The sequence below is a fragment of the Proteus penneri genome (assembly GCF_003144535.1).
Lineage (GTDB): Bacteria > Pseudomonadota > Gammaproteobacteria > Enterobacterales > Enterobacteriaceae > Proteus > Proteus penneri.
The window spans coordinates 101081-120306 of record NZ_PHFJ01000010.1; the positions used below are offsets into that span (position 1 = coordinate 101081).

The following is a 19226-nucleotide window of genomic DNA, read 5'->3' on the forward strand; positions in this document are numbered from 1 at the left end:
CACTCGGCTTTTTTATAAAATAAAGCAACAAATTCATATAAAAGAAGTTCAGCAAAGATGTTCCTCTATGCCACTACAACTATTTCCTTGTTATAACTTTTTTTACATTCAGTAGATGTTGTCTTTATTTAATCTTTTGGATAAAGGCGAACTTTAATATCCGTCGGTGGAGCATAATAAGGCGCAGATGTCACCAGTAAGTTGATGCCTGTCTGTGCATATTTTTCAATTGTGTTTAAGTTAATACCACCAGCCAAGGAAAGATGGCAGTGAGGTGCAATGTGAGGCACTTCTTGTTGTAGCTGTGCGATATCTTCAATAGAGAACTTATCGAGCTGTAAAATATCAGGCTGTGCCTTTAACGCCTCTCTTGCTTGTTCAATATCATCAGCTTCTACAACAATGCATTTTTCAGGTGCCGCTTGGCGTAGCTGCTTAACATGTTGCGCCCAATTATTAGGCTCTGACAAAAATCGACGATGGTTAGCAAAGAGCAAAATAGTTTCTGAGCAACCTTGGCGATGAATGACACCACCGCCCGCCAGTACGGCTTGGGTCGCGAGTAATTTAGTATTAGGGATATTTTTACGTGTACACGCAATTTGCCCTTTAGGTTGATAGCGGTGATAAATATCTAGCATTCTTGCCATATAATCACTCACGCCACAACTCCACTCAAGAACGTTTTGTACCACTTTCCAGCCTTGATGTAGTGCATCAGCACGGCCTTCAGCCATAATTAAGCAATCACCTGCATTAGCAAAATCGCCATCTTGTTGATGTGCGATGACTACTAATCCTAATTTTTCCAATAAGCGACAACCTAGAGTGATCCCACTGACGCAACCTGCTTCACGGCGTGTAAAAGTCATTGTGCCTAGTTGGTTACCAATATTCAGAGCTCGGCTGGTGAGATCGCCATATTGGATATCTTCCATCAACAAATTATCAAGAAAGGCATCAGGATAATAAATCATAGAGTTAGCTCACTTTCAGGAACAACATCCCAAGAAACCATTGCCCAATCACGAGTTGGCGAAATCAATGAAGCACCTTTTTCAATGCTTTCATGATAGTAATTTGTTAGGCGTATAATTTCGTCTTCACTTAAAGGCCCTACGGAGAAGTTGATGCCTTCAATAAATTGCTCAAGGCTATTGAAATTACTCTGACAATTACGGCTACGAATGTAATCCACTTTAGGGTGAATACCCATTTGGTTTAGCATATTCACAGCATAAATGTACGTTGGAAGCGTAGGAACCTCACGACCCAATAAGCGAATAATGCGTTGATCAACAAAGGTTGGTGAAACAGTATGAGTGGTATAAACACGTAATTTCGCTTGGCGATTAAGTTTGATTAATGCAGCTTTTAAATCCATCACTAAAGTTGAACGTGAAGCGACGGCGATATCACAACGAGGAAGCTCATCCCAGCTATCTTCCCATGAACACGTTATAAATTCTGCGTGGTTGATGCCTGCTTGTTCGGCTCTGCGTTTAGCGACCGCTAACATTCCTGTACTGTAATCAATGCCAATTATTTTTTTGAATTTATCTGCAACATGAATACTGATAGAGCCAGGACCACAACCTACATCTAATAGGGTTTCAGCACCGGTAAAATCCATCATTTCACGGAATTTTATTAAATAGGGATCGTTAGGATTGGCACAGGTTTCTGCCATTTTTTCAGCACGTTTATCCCAATGCTCTGGCTCTTTTTTGGTTCTTTCAGCCTGTACCATGTGGTTTTTATAAAGTTCAGCAAAATCCGTGGTTTCAATTGTGTTCATATTCTTGCCTATGGTCATTTTTATTATCAGAGTAAGCGTGAAAATGCGCCTGAATATCTGTTGGTTGTACACCATAAAGGTGCGCTAAATTGTCGGGTGTCAGCAAAATGTCAGGCCTATCTTGCAAAACGGGCACATGAGGTGTCAGTAAAATGACATCATCTGCCAAAGAAGCGGCATGTTGAGGGTGATGTGTAGACATAAAAACACTGATCCCTAATGCTTTTAATGCCTTAACTTGGGTAAGCAATTTGATTTGATTACCAAAATCAAGGCTTGCTGCGGGTTCATCCATAATCAACAATTTGGGTTGTTGCACTAAAGCGCGTGCAATTAATACCATCTGTTTTTCACCGCCACTTAAGGTATCAAAAGTTCGGTGAGCAAGATGAGAAAGCGAGAGCATTTCTAAGGTTTCCATTGCCATCGTTTTATCTTGTGAGCTAGGCATCGAAAAAAAGGAGAGATGCGCACCTCGCCCCATGACAACCATATCAATAACATTGAAAGAAAAGGGGATATGTGTTGCTTGAGGAACATACGCCACGACTTTGGCAAGTTCTGTTGGTGACCACTCACTTAGTGTTTTACCCGCAATATTAATCTCACCATCAATACAAGGTATCAAACCTAATAACGTGCGCATTAATGTCGTTTTTCCACAACCATTGGCACCTAATAAGCAAATTATTTGCCCTTGTTCGATACGAAAGGAGAGATCTTTAATTAAGGATTTACCTTTGTAACCAATGGAAAGTCGATTGGCATTAGCAATGATCATCAGCCTTTCCTCGTTCTAAGTAACAACATTAAGAAGAATGGCGCACCAATGGCAGAGGTTAAAATACCTAATGGAAGTTCAATATTGGCAATCGTGCGGGCTAATGTATCAGTGATTAATAACATAATAGCGCCAACAAGCAAGGAAACAGGCAGTTGCTGGCTAAAGTTAGCACCCACTAACAACCTTGCAATATGAGGCACAATTAAACCTAACCAACCAATAATACCCGCAATAGAAACTGCACTTGCGGTGATTAATGTCGCAGACAAAATAAAGATAAGCCGTGTGACCTCGACATTTAAACCTAATGCTCGGGCTTCTTCATCAGATAAACTGAGTATATTCATACGCCAACGCAGTAAAATTAACGGAATAAAACCCACTAACATTAAAGGCGCAACAGAAATGAGATCAGAAGCTGTAATGGTCGAAAGCCCACCTAAGAGCCAAAAGGTAATTGAAGGCAATTGAGTATAAGGATCGGCGAGAATTTTCATTAATGAGATTGCGGAGCCACATAGTGCACTGATAGCAATACCGACTAATACAAGCGAAAGCACTGGATCATGTTGTTTCGCAAGTCTCGCAATAAAGTAGACTAGAGCAACCGTTGCTAAACCACCCGCAAAAGCGAAAAGTTGAATCGACAACATTGATTGCCCAAGAAAAATACCTAAAACTGCGCCGACACCAGCACCGGACGAAACACCAAGAATATCAGGTGATACTAAAGGGTTACGAAACATGCCTTGATAAGCCGCACCTGCGATCGCCAATCCTCCACCAATTAAGATTGCCGCCAGAACGCGAGGAAATCTTATTTGCCAAAAGACAGTTTCAGTTCGACTGTATTCTACATTGCCGGTTAATTTATTACCCACTAGCGTCCACAGCTCATTGGTAGTAAGTGAATACTTACCACTTGTGATCGCAATTAACGCGACAATGGAAAATAACGCCAAAAGAAGTGTGATGCGTGCCGATTGACTCATGAATACCCCAGCAATTGCTGACATTGCTCCGCACTTAATTGCGTATGGTAAAAATGAGCAAAGTAATTTTGCAGATCGCGAACCGCTTGTTTTTCGATTCGAGGATCGAAATGGCCCTGTAGGCGGCGCATTCCCATTAAACGGTTGATACCCGGAGGGCCATCTAACCAACCAAATGGTAAACCTTTAAACAGTAATACTTTGTTGTTTTTAACGGCTTGAATGCTTTTCCATACAGAGTCTTGCATTATTTGCTGATAGGCGTTTTCATCTTGTGTGATGATAATTTCAGGGTTCCACATTAACAGTTGTTCTGGTGATACATCCGTTAACCCGGTGAAATCAGGAACATCGACGACATTTTCAAAACCTAATGCCTCAATGGCTTCTGTATGAATTGAGTGCCTTGCACCCGTTTGTAATCCTTTTGCACCACGAGCAAGATAAAAACGCGGGTGCGCTTTTTGTTCAGAAGCAAATAGGGCTGCATCATTAAGGTATTGCTCTGCAATTAGCGCTAATGTTTCTGCTCTTTCTGTAACACCTAATAAAGCGCCTGTTTGACGTAACTGAGCTGGGCTGTCTTTTAATGTGCCATCAATTAACACATAAGGCACACCCGTTTGATCGGAAACACGTTTCGCTAATGAGCGATAGGTTTCATCTACATTACCACTATCAATAATGATATCGGGCTCTAACATCAGTAAAGTTTCTAAAGAGAGGGTACTTCCTCGTCCTGACAAACGTCCTAAACGGGGTAATTTACGCGATTCATCTGAAAATAAAGAACTTTTTTCTAAATTAAGTGAGGAAAAACCTAATAGTTTTTCAGGGGCTAATGCGAGTAACAATTGATCAGTAGGCGGTCCCGCACTGATCACGCGATGGATCGCGGTTGATGCTGGAACATGGCCAAATTGTGCTGCAATACGCGAGGTTATTGCGGCTCTTACCGAATGTGGAAGCGCTGATAATGTCGCAATGGTTGTGAGGTAAGTTAGAAATTGTCGTCTACAGATTGCCATAAGTTCACACTTTTTATTGTTTTACGTTGGTATCGTTATTTCATTTATTATATAGCGATGAATACTATATTTCCTTTGGCTTAAGTCAAGGGATCATCAGTCAAAATCAAATCTAGGCACACATCTGAAAAACTTTATTCGAAATAGTGTATAACCTAAGGCTATAATCAGTGTTCTTGGAAAATTAAAGCGCGTATTAATACGAATGTTTTTGGATAGTTGCGATATAAAATGAAGAAAAAACGCCCCTCATTACAGGATGTAGCTTCACGTGTTGGTGTCACCAAAATGACGGTTAGTCGTTTTTTGCGTAACCCAGAACAGGTCTCTGAAGCTTTACGAGAAAAAATTGCGCGCGAGTTAGATAGTCTTAATTATATTCCTAATCGTGCTCCTGATATTTTATCTAATTCTACCAGTCATGCGATTGGGGTATTACTACCTTCTTTAACTAACCAAGTTTTTGCTGAAGTTATTCGTGGTATTGAATCAGTGACCGATAAATACGGTTATCAAACCATGTTAGCGCACTACGGATATCGTGCTGAAAAAGAAGAAGAACGCCTACTTTCATTGCTCTCTTATAATATTGATGGACTTATTCTTGCAGAAAGAACACACACGCCAAAAACAATAAAAATGCTAGAAACAGCAGGGATCCCTGTGGTGGAAATCATGGATAGTGTTTCACCTTGTTTTGACTCTGCTGTGGGCTTAGACAACATTGAAGCATCACAACAGATGGTCAGTGAAATGATCAAGCGTGGCTGTAAGCGTGTTATTTATCTTGGAGCAAGACAGGATGAACGTACTCTCATGCGTTTAAAAGGCTATGAAAGTGCAATGCAAAATGCAGGCTTACCTATTGGTAATGTGATGACGCCAAAAAGCTCATCTTACTCATTAGGGGCTGAATTATTACATGCAGCACGTAAACAATATCCTGATTTAGACGGACTTTATTGTACCAATGATGATATCGCTATTGGTGCTGTTTTTGAGTGCCAACGTTTAGGAATTTCAGTGCCTAATGATATCGCCATCTCAGGTTTTCACGGACATGACGTAGGGCAAGTAATGACGCCTCGTCTGGCGAGTATCTTGACTCCCCGTGATGAAATGGGGCAACAAGCTGCTGATTTATTGCTTAAACGAATGAAAGGTAAAATTGCTCGAGGACAAGTTATTGATGTTGGTTTTCGCATTATTACAGGTGAAAGCATATAATAATTTAACTTATTGATAATATTCACATTTATCATTTAATAACCCTATTGTTATGAAATAATTAACAGTAGGGTTTTTTATTGAGCCTTAAATAAATATCGAGTTACTTCTCCAATATTTTGTTGTCAGTATGTAGATCATCTTACTTTCATTTGCGAGTCGCCTCACATTTTCACTTCTTAGTTGATTTTCGTTGTTGTATTTACCTTATCACTTCGGATATGTTACCCGTAACAGTTACGGGTAACATTACAAAAAAGACTTAATATCTGCCTTAAAGGAGCATTCTATGAACGATACCCAATCCCTACACCATGTTTTTATCTTAATGGGGGTATCAGGCAGCGGTAAATCTGCGGTCGCAAGTGGTGTAGCACAACGTACAGGTGCTGCATTTTTGGACGGTGATTTCCTCCATCCTCGCTCAAATATTATTAAAATGGCATCAGGCCACGCTTTAAATGATGAAGATCGTAAACCTTGGTTACAAGCATTAAATGATGCCGCATTTGCAATGCAAAGAACTAATAATGTTTCGTTAATTGTTTGTTCTGCATTGAAAAAACAGTATCGAGATATGTTAAGAGACGGTAATCAATGCCTGCACTTTTTATATTTAAAAGGTGACTATGAGCTGATTGAAAGTCGCTTAAAAGCACGTAAAGGGCACTTCTTTAAACCTCAAATGTTAGTGACTCAATTTGAAACCTTAGAAGAGCCAACAAAAGCTGAAAACGATGTGTATGAAATTGATATTTCAATGCCACTCGATGATGTGATTGAAAGTGCAATTAATAAGATAAATTCAGTCACTCAAGGGACTTTTGAAGGGGAAACGGTATGAGTACATTAACACTGGTGCTAACGGCAGTTGGCTCTGTTTTATTACTGCTCTTTTTTGTGATGTATGCACGTTTGCATGCTTTTATCGCATTAATGATTGTTGCAATTGGCGCGGGTCTTTTCTCGGGTATGCCTTTGGAGAAAATTACCCAAACCATGCAAAACGGAATGGGAGGGACTTTAGGTTTCCTCTCTATCGTCGTCGCTCTGGGGGCGATGTTTGGTAAAGTGCTACATGAAACAGGAGCATTAGACCAAATCGCAGTCCGATTATTAAAATACTTTGGTGAGAAACGTGCCAACTACGCATTAGGTATTGCCGGTTTAATTTGTGCTCTCCCCTTGTTCTTTGATGTTGCTGTTGTCTTATTAATTGGTGTTGTATTTGCCGTTGCTCGCCGTACTGGTGGCAATGTGGTGAAAATGGCTATCCCTCTGTTTGCTGGTGTTGCAGGTGCTGCTGCCTTCTTATTACCGGGACCAACACCAATGCTGTTAGCTGACCAAATGAACGCTGATTTTGGTTGGATGATTTTAATTGGTTTATGTGCAGCTATTCCTGGCATGTTACTCGCTGGCCCTATCTTCGGTAACTTTATTAGCCGTTACGTTACCTTAGAATTACCAAAAGATTTAACTGAGCCTAGTTTAGGTCAGAATAAAATGCCTTCTTTTGGTTTCAGTCTTGCGCTTGTGTTATTACCGTTAGTGTTAGTGGGATGCAAAACCATCGGTGCACGTTTCGTTGAGGAAGGTTCTCAGCTCTATAATATTCTTGAATTTGTTGGTCATCCATTTATTGCAATCCTTGTGGCTTGTTTAGTGGCTATTTACGGTCTTGCGATCCGTCGTGGTATGAGCAAAGAAAAAGTAATGGAGATTTGTTCTGCTGCAATCCAACCTGCGGGGATCATTTTACTGGTAACAGGGGCTGGCGGTGTCTTTAAGCAAGTATTAGTAGATTCAGGTGTTGGCCCTGCATTAGGGAATGCCTTAATTGGCGCAGGTATGCCAATCGCAGTAGCGTGTTTTATTCTGGCAGGTGCAGTACGTGTTATTCAAGGTTCAGCAACGGTTGCTTGTTTAACCGCAGTGGGTTTAGTTTTACCAGTGATTAATGAGTTGGGTTACAGTGGCGCTCAAATGGCGGCATTATCAGTGTGTATCGCGGGTGGCTCTATTATTCTTAGCCATGTCAATGACTCAGGTTTCTGGTTGTTTGGTAAATTTACTGGTGCAACAGAAGCACAAACCTTAAAAACATGGTCATTAATGGAAACTATTCTTGGCACAACAGGTGCTGTGATTGGTATGATTTTCTTCGCATTTCTTTGATACCTAATCTTTGTGTTTCAAATTATTAGCGCGTCTTTTGACGCGCTTTTTCATTGCTATAAATAACTATCAAATATGACAGAAAATATCTCATTTCTCATTAACCTATAGGTTTCTTTATTCGGTGGGCATATTTAGGGCTATCATATATGGTTGACTATAATTCGCTTTTTATTAAACACACGGATTGTAATATTCATACAATCACGCTTATACGTGATTCGATTTTAGCATCAAGTAATAAGCTACAAGATAAGCTTAATTTACTCGATGAAATGGAACTTCTATTCAGCAAGATGTTAGATAATTCCCGCTTATTAACTCAATTTTTAAATGAAGTTGATACACATTTTACGCATAGCCGAGGAGAGATAGAAAATTTCTCAGATTGGCTAAAAAAAATTAAAGAGAGCGCTAGCAATATTGATAGGCTTTCTAGTCAGGCGAACCTTTTATCAATCAATTCAGCGATTGAAGCCGGGCATATAGGGCGAGAAGGTGCGGGATTTTCCGTCTTAGCCCAAGAGATGAAAAAATTATCATTAGAAATCCAAAATCAGGCTTCTTCTATTGCTAGCATTAATAATAATCTAGGTGCGCGCTTTATTCCCGTTAAAGAAACTACAGAAAAAAACCAAGAGCAGGTTCAACAAATAAAAATACAGGTTGAAGAAGGGCATCAAAATTTAACATCATTGTCAGAGCAAGCAAGCGAGCTTAAACATATTTTTACCTTTATTTCGATGCAGCAATTTTTTAATACCGTCAAACTCGATCATGTTTTATGGAAAGAAGCGATTTATATCCATTTATTAAATCATGATGATGAGCACTGCGTTAATCAGCACACTGAATGTCGATTAGGAAAGTGGTATTACCAAGGTGATGGACGGAAATTCGCGGGTAAAGAAGCCTTTCGTCGTTTAGAAGAGCCACATAAATTAGTCCATGAGTGTGGACGTTTAGCACTAAGCGCCAATATCAATGGTGATCAAGACGCAGTAACGCAATATATAAAACAGATGGAACAAGCCAGTGTTGATGTTATCAAGTATGTGGACGTTTTATTAAACTGAGCGGCTGACTAATTAGATAAATAAAAATAAGAACATAAAAAAGGAGCGATAAGCTCCTTTTGGTGTGTTGCACTGCGTAGATCAGCTTTTGTTTATTAAGGTATTTAATTGGCTATAAAGTGTGTTTGCACTACTTTCATAACCTTCACGAGAAAGATGAACACCATCAGGTCTTGCTAAATCATAGAGAGCCCAAACCTTTATTGAACATTCGCCTCCCATATAATCACGCCAATCCCAAAAGAGTGTTTTCTCTTGTTGTGCCACCTCTTTTTGAATACGGATGATATCACTTAGCCATTGAGGTTGTTGTGAACGGCAATCAGGGGCTTCTTTATTTTTAACTGAATCAGAAGGCCCAATTAATAAGATAGTGCTATTAGGCGCTTGCTGGCGAATTTGACGAATTTTATCCGTAAGCTGTTGGCGATAAGCAATTAAATCAAAGGTGTCATTAAAAGCTTCATTTGTACCATAAGCTAAAATCACCATATCAGGATGTAATTGTCCTAACGTTTCAGTCCACTGTGCGCCCCATTTATCCATCATATTGATAGTGGCACCATTAATGCCTAATGAAGAAAGCATTACCCCAGGTTGTTGATTGGTGATCAACCAACCGCCTAATTTAACAGGCTGGTTTTTGTTAACGGTAATGCTGACAGGGAATGTCATCGTTGTCGGGGTTGAAAACTGCCATTTACCTTGTGTTTGCGAGAGTGAAAGGACTTTGCTTGTCGATGACTGTACATTCACTTGCGCTGTTGTTGGCGTTTTATAAAGTGCTTGTAACTGATAACGTTGCTGAGTTATTGGGTTTTCAGATAACTGTAATTTTGCCCATTTCGCTTGAGGTTCACTAATAAAACCCCCTAATGGGAAATCAGGATCGCTATCTTTTCTGCTAGAAAGCAGTGTCCATGCTTTTTTGTCACTTTGGTATTGTACGTTTGCAATACGCTGACCAGCTACATTCGTCGGGGGAATAAAACCAATACCGCCATTACCATAGTCAGCCTGAAAACGTTCACGCAACTTACCACTGAAAAAATCAGCCGCAGTATGGGAATCCCCTAACTGGACAATGTGAACAGTTTGGCGACCTTGCTGGAGTTTCTTAACAAAGTCTGCAAAGTGAGGATCATGATAGTTATAAAGCTGTCTTGAACCATCAGCAGGTAATACGGATGGTGTGGGGAGCTTTACTGTTTTTTCAGTGTCTTGGTTACAAGCGACTAAGAGTGAAACTAAAGCCAGTATGATTGAGCTACTGATTAACGTTTTACGCTTAAGGATGTGCGTTATTTGTTTCATTTACAATAACCGTGTTTTTATCTTTTATATCATCGGCTGCATTATCTTCTTTGCTTTCTTCTTGAAGATGAATACGTGAGAATACGTGCTGAGCAATAATTTGCTGACCTTTTAAGCTAAAATGAATGCCATCACCGGCTCTTAACTTAACACCGCTACTACCATCACCCATATAATCAGAATAAATATCTTTTTCATATTTAAACATATCATTGACGGAAAGGTAAATTTCGCCCATTTTCTCAGCTTCTTCACGATAAAGTTTATCGAGATATGCCATACCTTTAGATAACTTCTGCTTGCGCATATTAGGTGGTCCAACCCAAATAACAGTGACATTATTCTGTCGAGCATTTTCTATAATGCTTGCAATACGCGCTCGGTAGGCTGACTCCCATGCTTCACTCGCAAATTTTAAGTAACGTCCTCCGCCATCAGGTGGCATATCCCAAGGATCGTTAGGACCTAAAAAGACCACTAATAATTTGATAGAGTCATCACTGGCTAAACGTGTCGCAATAGTTTGTGGCCAATTGAAAAAGCGTGGATAAGCAAGTCCTGTACTTTGTTTACTTAAATCGATACTGTTGATGTTGTAATCTGTTTTCAGTTGACGCTTAAGTAACGGTGCAACACCTTGCATCATTGAATCGCCTGCAAATAACACTTTGTCTTCTGATGATAAGGTAATTTCTGTTTTCTGAACGATGGGTTTTAAGGCTTGTAAGGCGTCATCAGACACATCCGTAACCGAATGGTAGGGTAATCCACTCATTGCTTGCTTACGCTCTAACAGTTGAGGGAAGCGTTGCGTTAATTGAGTTGCTGGTCGCGTATACCCGTTAAAGAAGTGTAGGCCAACAGCAAAGCCTTCAGGAAGTTGCTCAGGCGCTGAGGTTTGTACTATTGGTTTTGCCTGATTATCAGGATGATTAACTTGCAGGTAATCACCATAGCTTTCTACCGCAACGAATACGCCATCACGCAGCTGCCCCCCGACTTGCCAAGCATAATAGTGAGAAAGCCCAGACCAAGGTGCTGGGCGGTGATATTGTTGCTGCCAAAAGCGCTCTAGTGATGTTTGGTTTAGCCAAATCAACAGGATAGTACTAAAGAGTACCATTAAGGCGACTTTTGCTGTCTTTTTTAAATTTGAGCAGAAATCAAAAGCTGGCATAAATAAATCCTGGCACCCCATCTGGAGACAACATAAAAATAATCGTGAGGATCAACGCAAGTGGTAGAGGATAAACATACCACGGCACTCTTTTCTCAAGACGAGCCACAATATCCCTTAATGTCACAAAGCAAGGGTAAAGTAAAAAAAGTCCCCAGAACATAAAGAGGGTTAAGCCTTCAGCTTGTAGTGATGCCCAAGCTCCCACACTAAAGAGTTGCTGGATCAAGACCAACGCATCTCCCACGGTTTGACTGCGGAAAAATATCCATGCAAAGCAAACAAAGTGAAAAGTGATTATCCACGACAACAACATGTTTAATGACGATAACGCACTAGGAGGAGCATTTTTTTTCGTTGGAAAGAGGCGGTGTTTAATATTCAATAACACCACACCAATCCCGTGAATAGCGCCCCAAATAATGAAAGTCATGGCAGCGCCGTGCCATAATCCAGAAATCACCATTGCAGCAAAGGCATTAAAGTTCTGTCTAATCACTCCTTTACGATTACCTCCTAAAGGAATATAGACGTAATCACGAATAAAGGTAGATAAACTGATGTGCCACCGACGCCAAAAATCAGCTAAGTTTATCGCTAAATAAGGCGCATTAAAATTACGAGGTACGACAAAACCTAGTAATAAGGCAATACCTGTAACAAGATTGGTGTAACCCGAGAAGTTAAAATAGATATGCCATGCATAGGCATAAACAGCCGTCAATACTTGCCCACTTTGCGCTAAATCGGGGGCATTAAATACCGGATCGACATAGTTTGTTGAGAACCAACCACTTAACCAAAAGAGTTTTGCGATAGCTAAAACAATCAGCATTATCGCCCCTTTATAATCAATGATTTTACGTGTTGGCGCCTGAATTTGCGGGAGAAATTCTTTAGCGCGATTAATTGGTCCCGCGACAATACTTGGGAAAAAGCATAAATAAAGAACGACATCCAAAAATGGCGCTTTAGGGATCTCTTTTCGGCAAACAGAAACGACATAACTGACTGAATGGAAAATATAGAAAGAGAGCCCTAATGGTGCAAGCAACTCAATAAGAGGCAGCTCAATACTGAGCCCCCATTGCTGGAATGTTTGCGTCAGTGTTTCTTGAAAAAATGAGTAATATTTAAAGGCGGTAAAATAGACCGCAACGAGTAACCCTAATAGCCAGTATATGACTTTAGAAGATGTGTACTTAGTTAATATGTTCGCCAGTAAATAAATAAACAGTGTATAGCTTAATAAGATAATCGCAGGACGATAATCTGCATAAAACAGAAAAGCATAACTAACTGTAATCAGTAGAATATTTTGGATCTTGACGTGCTTTTGGAAGAGCCAATATAGAACAAAAAAGCTAACAAAGGCTCCGAGAAACTCGAATGAAAAAAAATTCATAAATGGCTCTAAGGGTGTGATTTAAAAGTCATACCAAACGTGTTACCACATATATTATGAATTCTAAGCAGGCTTTCAATCAAAAGATTATCTTGTGATAAATAAAAGCCACTTTTCTCTAAAAAGAAAAGTGGCTTTTTGTCAGATGAAAGCTTGTTAAAGCTTAATAGCTTAACTATCTTGCTTCGACTGCAACTGAACTTGAGTGATCAGTTTTTTATTTGAGTCGAACATTTCGGTCAGATAATCGTTATAACTTGAACCCAATTCTGAGTAACCTTTCAAGTCAGTGATTAACTGGCGAGAGTCGAGTTGTTGCTGCGTCATTCTTTGCTGTGCTCTTGAGGAGCGCAATGAATTATAGGCGCGGTGCGTATTGAGATTACGCATATAAGCAATCACTGAGCCTTCAATATCAGGGTAGGCTGCATAGCCTTTGGTTTTCCATGGAACGTTATTGCAAGACTGACTCCCACATCGCATACCGAATAGATTATTATTTTGTTGTGCCAACTTCGATGTTCCCCAGCCAGATTCTGTTGCAGCTTGCGTTGCGACAAAGTGTGTCGGAATAATATCAACGCGAGTTAATAACGAATCCCAATTTACCTTTTTCGGGCTGGTACATGTAACGCCATAATATTGACAGATCTCACGCAATTTTTTCAAATCTGCGCTGCCCCAGTGCTGGGCTTTACGTTGGGCGGTTAACCACTCACGATCTTTCAAAATCTTATTATTAACATTGTCAATAATAGGAACTATGACATTTAAAAACGCTTTCTTACGCTGTGTTCCCGAAGGGTATTTTTTCAAATCTGGCAACGGTGTTGACGTGCTTTTGAAAGAATACGCTTGCAGTATATGGGAACTGCCGGTACTGGTTGAAGCAAAACTTACACCAGTAAAGAGTAGTGAAATCAAGAAAGCGAAGACGGCACTTGTCCTCATCAATTGAGAGGGCATTGCTTCTCCTCGTTTAACTGGATAAAAATCGAACGAATACTAGCAAATTACTTTTTTCATATCTACAAAATATCGCCTCACATTAGGATAACTACGAGTGATTTGTTAAAAAAGTGTATAAGTTTTACTGGAAAGCCTCGTTTTATAATCGCTTTTTTCTTTTAACAAAAAGTGCTTTTTTGTTCTAAACTTAAATTTATCTTATAAAAAAAGACCTGACTTAACCTAAATTTAGCAAAATTAAGCATTTTTAATGTGTCAATTTTGTTTGTTATTTAGTCAATTTTTGTTGTTTTTGGTCTAGTTTTATTATCAATTTCACGCGCTTTTTCTGTTAAATCAGTAAAATCCACTTCACTCCAGTAGGTTTTGGGATGAGGTAAGTTCTCCATCTCTTTTGTTGGCCAAAGCTGAAATTCTGCTAATTGTTCTAAAACGTAACCAGAATAAGTATTTGGTAATGTGAGGTAGTGAGGCGACGTTGTTTCCTCAAAAGGTAACACTGGATAGCGTTGGTCTGAGATATGATAATCACGCATTAGAACTAAAAATTTATCAGGAACTCGTTGCTGACTATCCCACCATTGTCCATCAATAACATCAAACCATTGTTGTGTTAATTGGCGAGGCTGAGCTTCTAACTGGTAGAGCGCAGAAGGAATAATACCTTGCATTGATTGATTATATTGCTCAAGGCTGGTGGCGTGGCCTTTTAAGATCAGTGTAAGAGAAAGCCTTGCGCCAATTAAATTGGAATAGAGATCTTCAGGTGAAAATGCTGAGATACCTTCTGAAAAACCGGGGACAGAACGAAAACCATACCATTGTGCAATTTCATGCCAGACAGCGAGGCGATAACCAAGGTGTGCGGCAAGATAGGCGCTTAAAGTATAACGTTCTAATTCGTTTTTAGGTGGCGTAAATGCATTAAAGTGGATCTTACGTTGTGCTAACTCATCACTTAGCGCTAATGTCCACTCTTGGCCTAATTTTGGAAAGATATGACTAAAGAGATAATAAGTATAATCTGCGGTGTCACGAATATGGGCGATATCTAGAAATCCCCCTTTGTGTGAATAAATTAAACCGGATTTTTCGCTTCCAATCCCTAATACTGCCACAGTACCGAGCCAAAAACTGTCGTTATAACGATGATTACCCAATGCAGAGGCTTCAACAACATTATCAATACGATAAAACGGGATAGGAATTTCGAACGCTTTAACTTTTAAGTTGTAACCAAAGGCACAACAAGGTCTTAAACCATTGGGTGCTGTTAACGGTGTAGGTGTTTGCCAAAGTTGTGTTGCTTCTTCGTGGGTAACACTATCAAGATTGGCATGCAGAGATTTAACCGGTGTGACTTGAGTGCAACCCGTAATAAATAAGAAGAAGACAATGGTATTGATAAAAAGAAACCGCTTAAACATCAAAATGCTTCACCTACTTGAAAATAGAATCCTGTACTTTCTTTACCGATACCAAAATCGAGACGTACATTCATGCGGGGTTTAAATTCAAATCGATAACCAATACCGATACTCGGCAACCAATGACCTTTACCTAAATCGCGCGCTTGATCGCTTAACGTACCGCCACCAACCCAAAGTGCAATGCCATGGCGCCAATCCAGTTTTTGGCGGTACTCTAATTGGGTTGAAAATACGTGATTATCTTGGTATCGACCTTCATAATAACCCCGCATTTGGTGCCCATTGCTTAGTTTTGACAATTGGCTCCAAGGCACATTGCCCGACGTAAAGCGTGCATAATTATCAAATGCTAATACCGCATTATCACTTAAAGGATAATAGTAGTTATATTGTATTTGGGTCGCATTAAAGCGATTATTACTGCCTGTTTTCGGTGAATAATGGGTATAGCTGATATCAAAAGCTTGACCTTGATAAGCATTCGGTAAGAAATCGCGACTATCGTAAGTAATGCGAGCTGTTATTCCCGAACTAGTTGAACGCAAAGGTAAATCGCGTGTACTCATATAGGCTTTAAAAGGATCATCGGGGGCGGCTGCTTGTAGATTGGAGTAATCCCACCCTAAGCCTATATAGGTGTTTTTGGTAATTTGGCGCAGTAAAGTCGGTGTTAGACGCAATTCTTGAGAGCGAAATTCGCCAAAATGATCTTTTACTCGCCCTTCGTGATAACCCTCACCCCAATAATTGGTAGGGACGTTGTTTAATCTACCAGTGAGATAAAAGCGCCAAGTATCATCTGCTAAATAGGTGTAGTTGCTAAAGGTCATACCAAAAGCACCCGTTGATGAGCCAAAGCCACTTAATGAGAAAGACGAAATTTTGCTATCAGGGCGACTATCTGCTTGATAAAGCCCAACAAGGGCAATCCCGACACCCAACTCTAATTCTGGTGTATAAAAAGGGCCCGGTAATATTCCCCAGTCGATAGTTTTACTGCGATCGAAGTTATTCTCCCCCCCCCTAATCCCACTAACCATTGGTCTATTTGTTGTCTATCGGGAAAGAGCTGTGCTTGTGCGGTGTGTGAAGTAAAGAGGCTGGCAAAAGCCAGCCCCAAAATAAAAGGGTATTTAACCATTAAAAACGGAACTCACCTGAAACAAAGAAGCTATTGCGGTTATTAAAACCGAGTTCTGTAATGACATTAAAGTTACGTGTGACTTCTAAACGGGCACCCACCGTTTGGTTCCATTTATGGGCAAGGTGTTGTTCAACATCGAATTTAACGTTCCCGATATCTAAATCTGGAGAATTTAAGAAATCATTTAATTTACCAGGTAAGCTCAGTTTACTTACATCACCTTTAAAACGTTGGGTAATATCTTGGTACATTGCACCTGTCCACACTTGTAGTTTAGTATTACCTTGGCCTGAAATTAGAGGTGAGAAAACAAATTCATAACCCACACGAGGTGAAATCACTAACGCTTTAATATCACCGTCTAAGATATCAAGATTCGTTTTGGTGTAGTTTAAATCAAAAGTACCAAAAAATTGGTTATAGCCACCCGCTAAAGTAAAACCTGCACCATAAGTATTCCCTTTAAAATCTAAATTAAACTTTTCGTTTTGAGCTACAGGAAAAGGAAAGCCAAAATCAACAATAACTTGGTTGATAGTTGTGCTAGATGTGCCTTTAGTTCTCCCATATACACCGTATAAATTAAGAAAAGGAAAAACCCAACTATCAAGTTTAAGCAAATGAGTTTCACTTTTCTCACGAGTGTGTCCTACATCAACCGTTACAACATCACTCATTTGTGGCCATTCACTAGCTGCAAACCCAATCTTATCCACAATAATATCTTGGCGCAGATTCATATAGCTATAGCTGGCACCAAAAGGCTCGGGTAAATCATAACCACGGGCACGGGCTTCATCGCCCCAAATCGGTAAAACGCGAGATTGGCTGGCAGGGGTACGAGTATCTAATGAACCTTCACTATTTAAAGCAGTACCGCCGGACTGGCTAACACTTAAAGAAAGCAGTGGGCGATCGCTATCCGCGTAAGAAAAGCCAGTCACAAGAAGGGAGGCGGTTAATACCACCTTATTTAAATTAGAAAAGTTCATATATAACCCACAGAAAATTAAAAAAGTAAGTAGTAAAAGAGTAGTCGGAAATTTTAATCTTTTTCTTATTAATGATCACCAGCTATAAGTGCGATATACAGTAAGAGATGCTTATATTTTGCGTTATCATGGGATTATTAAGGGATTATTAAGTAAAAAACCTTATTTTTTCTAAGCTAATCTTAATAAAAGTAGTCGATTTAAACTATAAAAGATAATGATTATTCTTATTTTAATTATTACTTTTTATTATTTCGATAAAATGACTATCGGAATAAGTTATTTGGGCAATAAAACGTTATGATAATAGCTATATCCTATGAACGCTTTTAAGAAAGGACCGTTATGACCTATCAGGAGCTTTACCAGTACGCTATTTTTATGCTCTCTCGTCGTGATTACAGTACAAATGAGCTACAACGTCGAATCGAACGCCGAATTCGTGAAACTGAGAAAGATTCACCTACTGCCCCCGAATGTTTGCCTCAAGTAATCGAACGCTTACTTGGAAGCCAATATCTTGATGACAATCGAACTATTTATAGTTTCTTTCGTAGTTATTTAAATAAATCCTATGGGCCGTTACGTATTCGTCAAGAATTACGCCTAAAAGGATTCCCTAGCGAAATTATTGACCGTGTATTAGAAGAAACAGATACCGATTGGTACGCACTCTGCCAAGATCTTAAAGAGAAAAAATTTGGTACAGACAAACCCAAAGATTTTAAAGAGAGAGCCAAACAAATTCGCTATCTGCAATATCGAGGGTTTACCTCTGAATATATTAATTCGCTATTTTAAGTCATTAACGCAGTGTCATTGCGATATCGGCTAAATTTTTATTATTCTCTTTTTTAAAATAGACTTTTTGATGTAAGAAGAAGTCAAAAGGAAAAGGAGAGCGTATAAATTGTACTTCATCGTTTGTAATGGTTGAAATATAGTCAATATTTTCGGGTATAAAGCAGTAACCCTCGCCCTCATCAACACAATGTAAGACATCTGCCATCTCCGTTAACCCTAACGTGTGATATTGATATCCCTTATTTTTTAGTCTTTCTAAAATGGTTGTAAATATCGGATTTCGCAAAGAACTGCTTCTTTGTATTAAGGTTTCTTTGGCAAAGAAGGTTTTGGTATCTGGATATTTTTCAATCAGCTTTTTATTTACTAATAAACCAACCTTTTGTGTGCATAAATTAATCGCATTGATTTTTTCATAAGAATAATCAAACTCAAGAGACGAAATAACAAGATCAAACTCTTTATCAAAAAGTTCTTCGTTAATATTATCGATACAACCATCTTCTAACGATAAGTTATATTGATTGTTTTCTTGTCGGATCTCCAATAATTTTGTTTTTAAGTCAGGATAATAAAGACCATCTAACTTGATACAAAGCGAGGTATTCTCCTCGTTTGAGTTCATTATTTGGTTTTCAATTTTTCGGATTTTTTCATAATAAGGATACAAACGGTTATAGAGTGATTTTCCCGCAGGGGTAAGATCCATCCCATTTTTAGAACGTTTAATCAGTGACTTACCCAATTGGCTTTCAAGTTCATTAATACCATGGCGTAGTGCGGATGGGGTAACACGAGTTTGTTCTGCTGCTTTTACTAGGCTTTGACAAGTCGCAACAGCAAAGAACTGGTTTATTTTTCGTGAGAAAAACATTCAGACATTCTCCACAAATCATATAAATCTCATA

Annotated in this window: 17 protein-coding genes and 1 pseudogene; 5 read left to right on the forward strand and 13 right to left on the reverse strand. The window is 39.3% G+C overall.

Annotation, left to right across the window (positions count from 1 at the left end):
- Positions 1–128: 128 nt before the first annotated feature.
- The 5 genes from modD to CUB63_RS12590 are packed head-to-tail and all read right to left on the reverse strand — an operon-like array spanning position 129 to position 4602.
- Entirely contained in the window at positions 129–977 is an 849-nt protein-coding gene (gene modD, locus CUB63_RS12570; protein ID WP_109848171.1) for a ModD protein, read from the reverse strand.
- Positions 974–1798: a class I SAM-dependent methyltransferase gene (locus CUB63_RS12575; RefSeq protein ID WP_109848172.1), complete on the reverse strand. Its 825-nt coding sequence runs from the start codon at positions 1796–1798 to the stop codon at positions 974–976. Before CUB63_RS12575 ends, modD begins: the two co-directional genes overlap by 4 nt.
- Positions 1785–2579: an ABC transporter ATP-binding protein gene (locus CUB63_RS12580; protein WP_109400081.1), complete on the reverse strand. Its 795-nt coding sequence runs from the start codon at positions 2577–2579 to the stop codon at positions 1785–1787. Before CUB63_RS12580 ends, CUB63_RS12575 begins: the two co-directional genes overlap by 14 nt.
- Positions 2579–3574, reverse strand: coding sequence for a FecCD family ABC transporter permease (locus CUB63_RS12585; protein ID WP_109848173.1), 996 nt, complete (start codon positions 3572–3574; stop codon positions 2579–2581). The genes CUB63_RS12580 and CUB63_RS12585 overlap by 1 nt, the downstream gene beginning before the upstream one ends.
- Positions 3571–4602 carry an ABC transporter substrate-binding protein gene (locus tag CUB63_RS12590; protein ID WP_109848174.1) on the reverse strand — a complete coding sequence of 344 codons (1032 nt, stop codon included), beginning with the start codon at positions 4600–4602 and terminating at the stop codon, positions 3571–3573. Before CUB63_RS12590 ends, CUB63_RS12585 begins: the two co-directional genes overlap by 4 nt.
- 231 nt (positions 4603–4833) lie before the next feature.
- Between CUB63_RS12590 and gntR the strand changes: the two genes are divergently transcribed.
- From gntR to CUB63_RS12610, 4 genes are all read left to right on the forward strand, one after another.
- Positions 4834–5829 carry a gluconate operon transcriptional repressor GntR gene (gene gntR / locus CUB63_RS12595; RefSeq protein ID WP_072064428.1) on the forward strand — a complete coding sequence of 332 codons (996 nt, stop codon included), beginning with the start codon at positions 4834–4836 and terminating at the stop codon, positions 5827–5829.
- A 289-nt stretch (positions 5830–6118) separates the two neighbouring features.
- Positions 6119–6673 carry a gluconokinase gene (gene gntK, locus CUB63_RS12600; RefSeq protein ID WP_072064427.1) on the forward strand — a complete coding sequence of 185 codons (555 nt, stop codon included), beginning with the start codon at positions 6119–6121 and terminating at the stop codon, positions 6671–6673.
- Positions 6670–8007 carry a gluconate transporter gene (gene gntU, locus CUB63_RS12605; RefSeq protein WP_072064426.1) on the forward strand — a complete coding sequence of 446 codons (1338 nt, stop codon included), beginning with the start codon at positions 6670–6672 and terminating at the stop codon, positions 8005–8007. The genes gntK and gntU overlap by 4 nt, the downstream gene beginning before the upstream one ends.
- A gap of 149 nt (positions 8008–8156) precedes the next feature.
- Positions 8157–9083, forward strand: a complete 927-nt coding sequence (locus CUB63_RS12610) for a methyl-accepting chemotaxis protein (protein ID WP_072064425.1) — start codon at positions 8157–8159, stop codon at positions 9081–9083.
- An 81-nt stretch (positions 9084–9164) separates the two neighbouring features.
- On the opposite strand, the gene CUB63_RS12615 is transcribed toward CUB63_RS12610, so the two are convergent.
- The 7 genes and pseudogenes from CUB63_RS12615 to CUB63_RS12645 all read right to left on the reverse strand — a co-directional run bounded on the left by CUB63_RS12615 (position 9165) and on the right by CUB63_RS12645 (position 17514).
- Complete coding sequence (locus tag CUB63_RS12615; protein ID WP_072064424.1) at positions 9165–10397, reverse strand: SGNH/GDSL hydrolase family protein; 1233 nt, start codon at positions 10395–10397, stop codon at positions 9165–9167.
- Complete coding sequence (locus tag CUB63_RS12620; protein WP_109848175.1) at positions 10372–11574, reverse strand: SGNH/GDSL hydrolase family protein; 1203 nt, start codon at positions 11572–11574, stop codon at positions 10372–10374. Before CUB63_RS12620 ends, CUB63_RS12615 begins: the two co-directional genes overlap by 26 nt.
- A complete protein-coding gene (locus tag CUB63_RS12625; RefSeq protein WP_072064423.1) occupies positions 11561–12979 on the reverse strand; it encodes an MBOAT family O-acyltransferase in 1419 nt (472 codons plus the stop codon). The genes CUB63_RS12620 and CUB63_RS12625 overlap by 14 nt, the downstream gene beginning before the upstream one ends.
- 171 nt (positions 12980–13150) lie before the next feature.
- Positions 13151–13945 carry a protein bax gene (locus CUB63_RS12630; RefSeq protein ID WP_109848176.1) on the reverse strand — a complete coding sequence of 265 codons (795 nt, stop codon included), beginning with the start codon at positions 13943–13945 and terminating at the stop codon, positions 13151–13153.
- Positions 13946–14220: 275 nt separating this feature from the next.
- Positions 14221–15375, reverse strand: coding sequence for a DUF4056 domain-containing protein (locus CUB63_RS12635; protein ID WP_006536245.1), 1155 nt, complete (start codon positions 15373–15375; stop codon positions 14221–14223).
- Positions 15375–16519 (reverse strand): annotated as a pseudogene (locus CUB63_RS12640) (BamA/TamA family outer membrane protein). The gene CUB63_RS12635 and the pseudogene CUB63_RS12640 overlap by 1 nt, the downstream one beginning before the upstream one ends.
- The gene (locus tag CUB63_RS12645) at positions 16519–17514 is read right to left on the reverse strand and encodes a hypothetical protein (RefSeq protein WP_109848177.1); all 996 of its coding nucleotides are present in this window, start codon (positions 17512–17514) and stop codon (positions 16519–16521) included. The pseudogene CUB63_RS12640 and the gene CUB63_RS12645 overlap by 1 nt, the downstream one beginning before the upstream one ends.
- 345 nt (positions 17515–17859) lie before the next feature.
- Here CUB63_RS12645 and CUB63_RS12650 point away from each other — a divergent pair, with 345 nt between their 5' ends.
- Positions 17860–18315 carry a regulatory protein RecX gene (locus CUB63_RS12650; protein ID WP_006536241.1) on the forward strand — a complete coding sequence of 152 codons (456 nt, stop codon included), beginning with the start codon at positions 17860–17862 and terminating at the stop codon, positions 18313–18315.
- A gap of 4 nt (positions 18316–18319) precedes the next feature.
- Here CUB63_RS12650 and CUB63_RS12655 read toward each other — a convergent pair whose 3' ends face one another.
- Entirely contained in the window at positions 18320–19192 is an 873-nt protein-coding gene (locus CUB63_RS12655) for a LysR family transcriptional regulator (RefSeq protein WP_109848178.1), read from the reverse strand.
- Positions 19193–19226: the final 34 nt, after the last annotated feature.

Coding starts and splice junctions, on each gene's coding strand:
- gntR (WP_072064428.1), top strand. CDS start 4,834: ATGAAGAAAAAACGCCCCTCATTACAGGATGTAGCTTCACGTGTTGGT.
- CUB63_RS12625 (WP_072064423.1), bottom strand. CDS start 12,979: ATGAATTTTTTTTCATTCGAGTTTCTCGGAGCCTTTGTTAGCTTTTTT.
- gntK (WP_072064427.1), top strand. CDS start 6,119: ATGAACGATACCCAATCCCTACACCATGTTTTTATCTTAATGGGGGTA.
- CUB63_RS12575 (WP_109848172.1), bottom strand. CDS start 1,798: ATGAACACAATTGAAACCACGGATTTTGCTGAACTTTATAAAAACCAC.
- CUB63_RS12635 (WP_006536245.1), bottom strand. CDS start 15,375: ATGTTTAAGCGGTTTCTTTTTATCAATACCATTGTCTTCTTCTTATTT.
- CUB63_RS12615 (WP_072064424.1), bottom strand. CDS start 10,397: ATGAAACAAATAACGCACATCCTTAAGCGTAAAACGTTAATCAGTAGC.
- CUB63_RS12630 (WP_109848176.1), bottom strand. CDS start 13,945: ATGCCCTCTCAATTGATGAGGACAAGTGCCGTCTTCGCTTTCTTGATT.
- CUB63_RS12590 (WP_109848174.1), bottom strand. CDS start 4,602: ATGGCAATCTGTAGACGACAATTTCTAACTTACCTCACAACCATTGCG.
- CUB63_RS12620 (WP_109848175.1), bottom strand. CDS start 11,574: ATGCCAGCTTTTGATTTCTGCTCAAATTTAAAAAAGACAGCAAAAGTC.
- CUB63_RS12580 (WP_109400081.1), bottom strand. CDS start 2,579: ATGATCATTGCTAATGCCAATCGACTTTCCATTGGTTACAAAGGTAAA.
- CUB63_RS12610 (WP_072064425.1), top strand. CDS start 8,157: ATGGTTGACTATAATTCGCTTTTTATTAAACACACGGATTGTAATATT.
- CUB63_RS12645 (WP_109848177.1), bottom strand. CDS start 17,514: ATGAACTTTTCTAATTTAAATAAGGTGGTATTAACCGCCTCCCTTCTT.
- CUB63_RS12585 (WP_109848173.1), bottom strand. CDS start 3,574: ATGAGTCAATCGGCACGCATCACACTTCTTTTGGCGTTATTTTCCATT.
- CUB63_RS12650 (WP_006536241.1), top strand. CDS start 17,860: ATGACCTATCAGGAGCTTTACCAGTACGCTATTTTTATGCTCTCTCGT.
- modD (WP_109848171.1), bottom strand. CDS start 977: ATGATTTATTATCCTGATGCCTTTCTTGATAATTTGTTGATGGAAGAT.
- gntU (WP_072064426.1), top strand. CDS start 6,670: ATGAGTACATTAACACTGGTGCTAACGGCAGTTGGCTCTGTTTTATTA.
- CUB63_RS12655 (WP_109848178.1), bottom strand. CDS start 19,192: ATGTTTTTCTCACGAAAAATAAACCAGTTCTTTGCTGTTGCGACTTGT.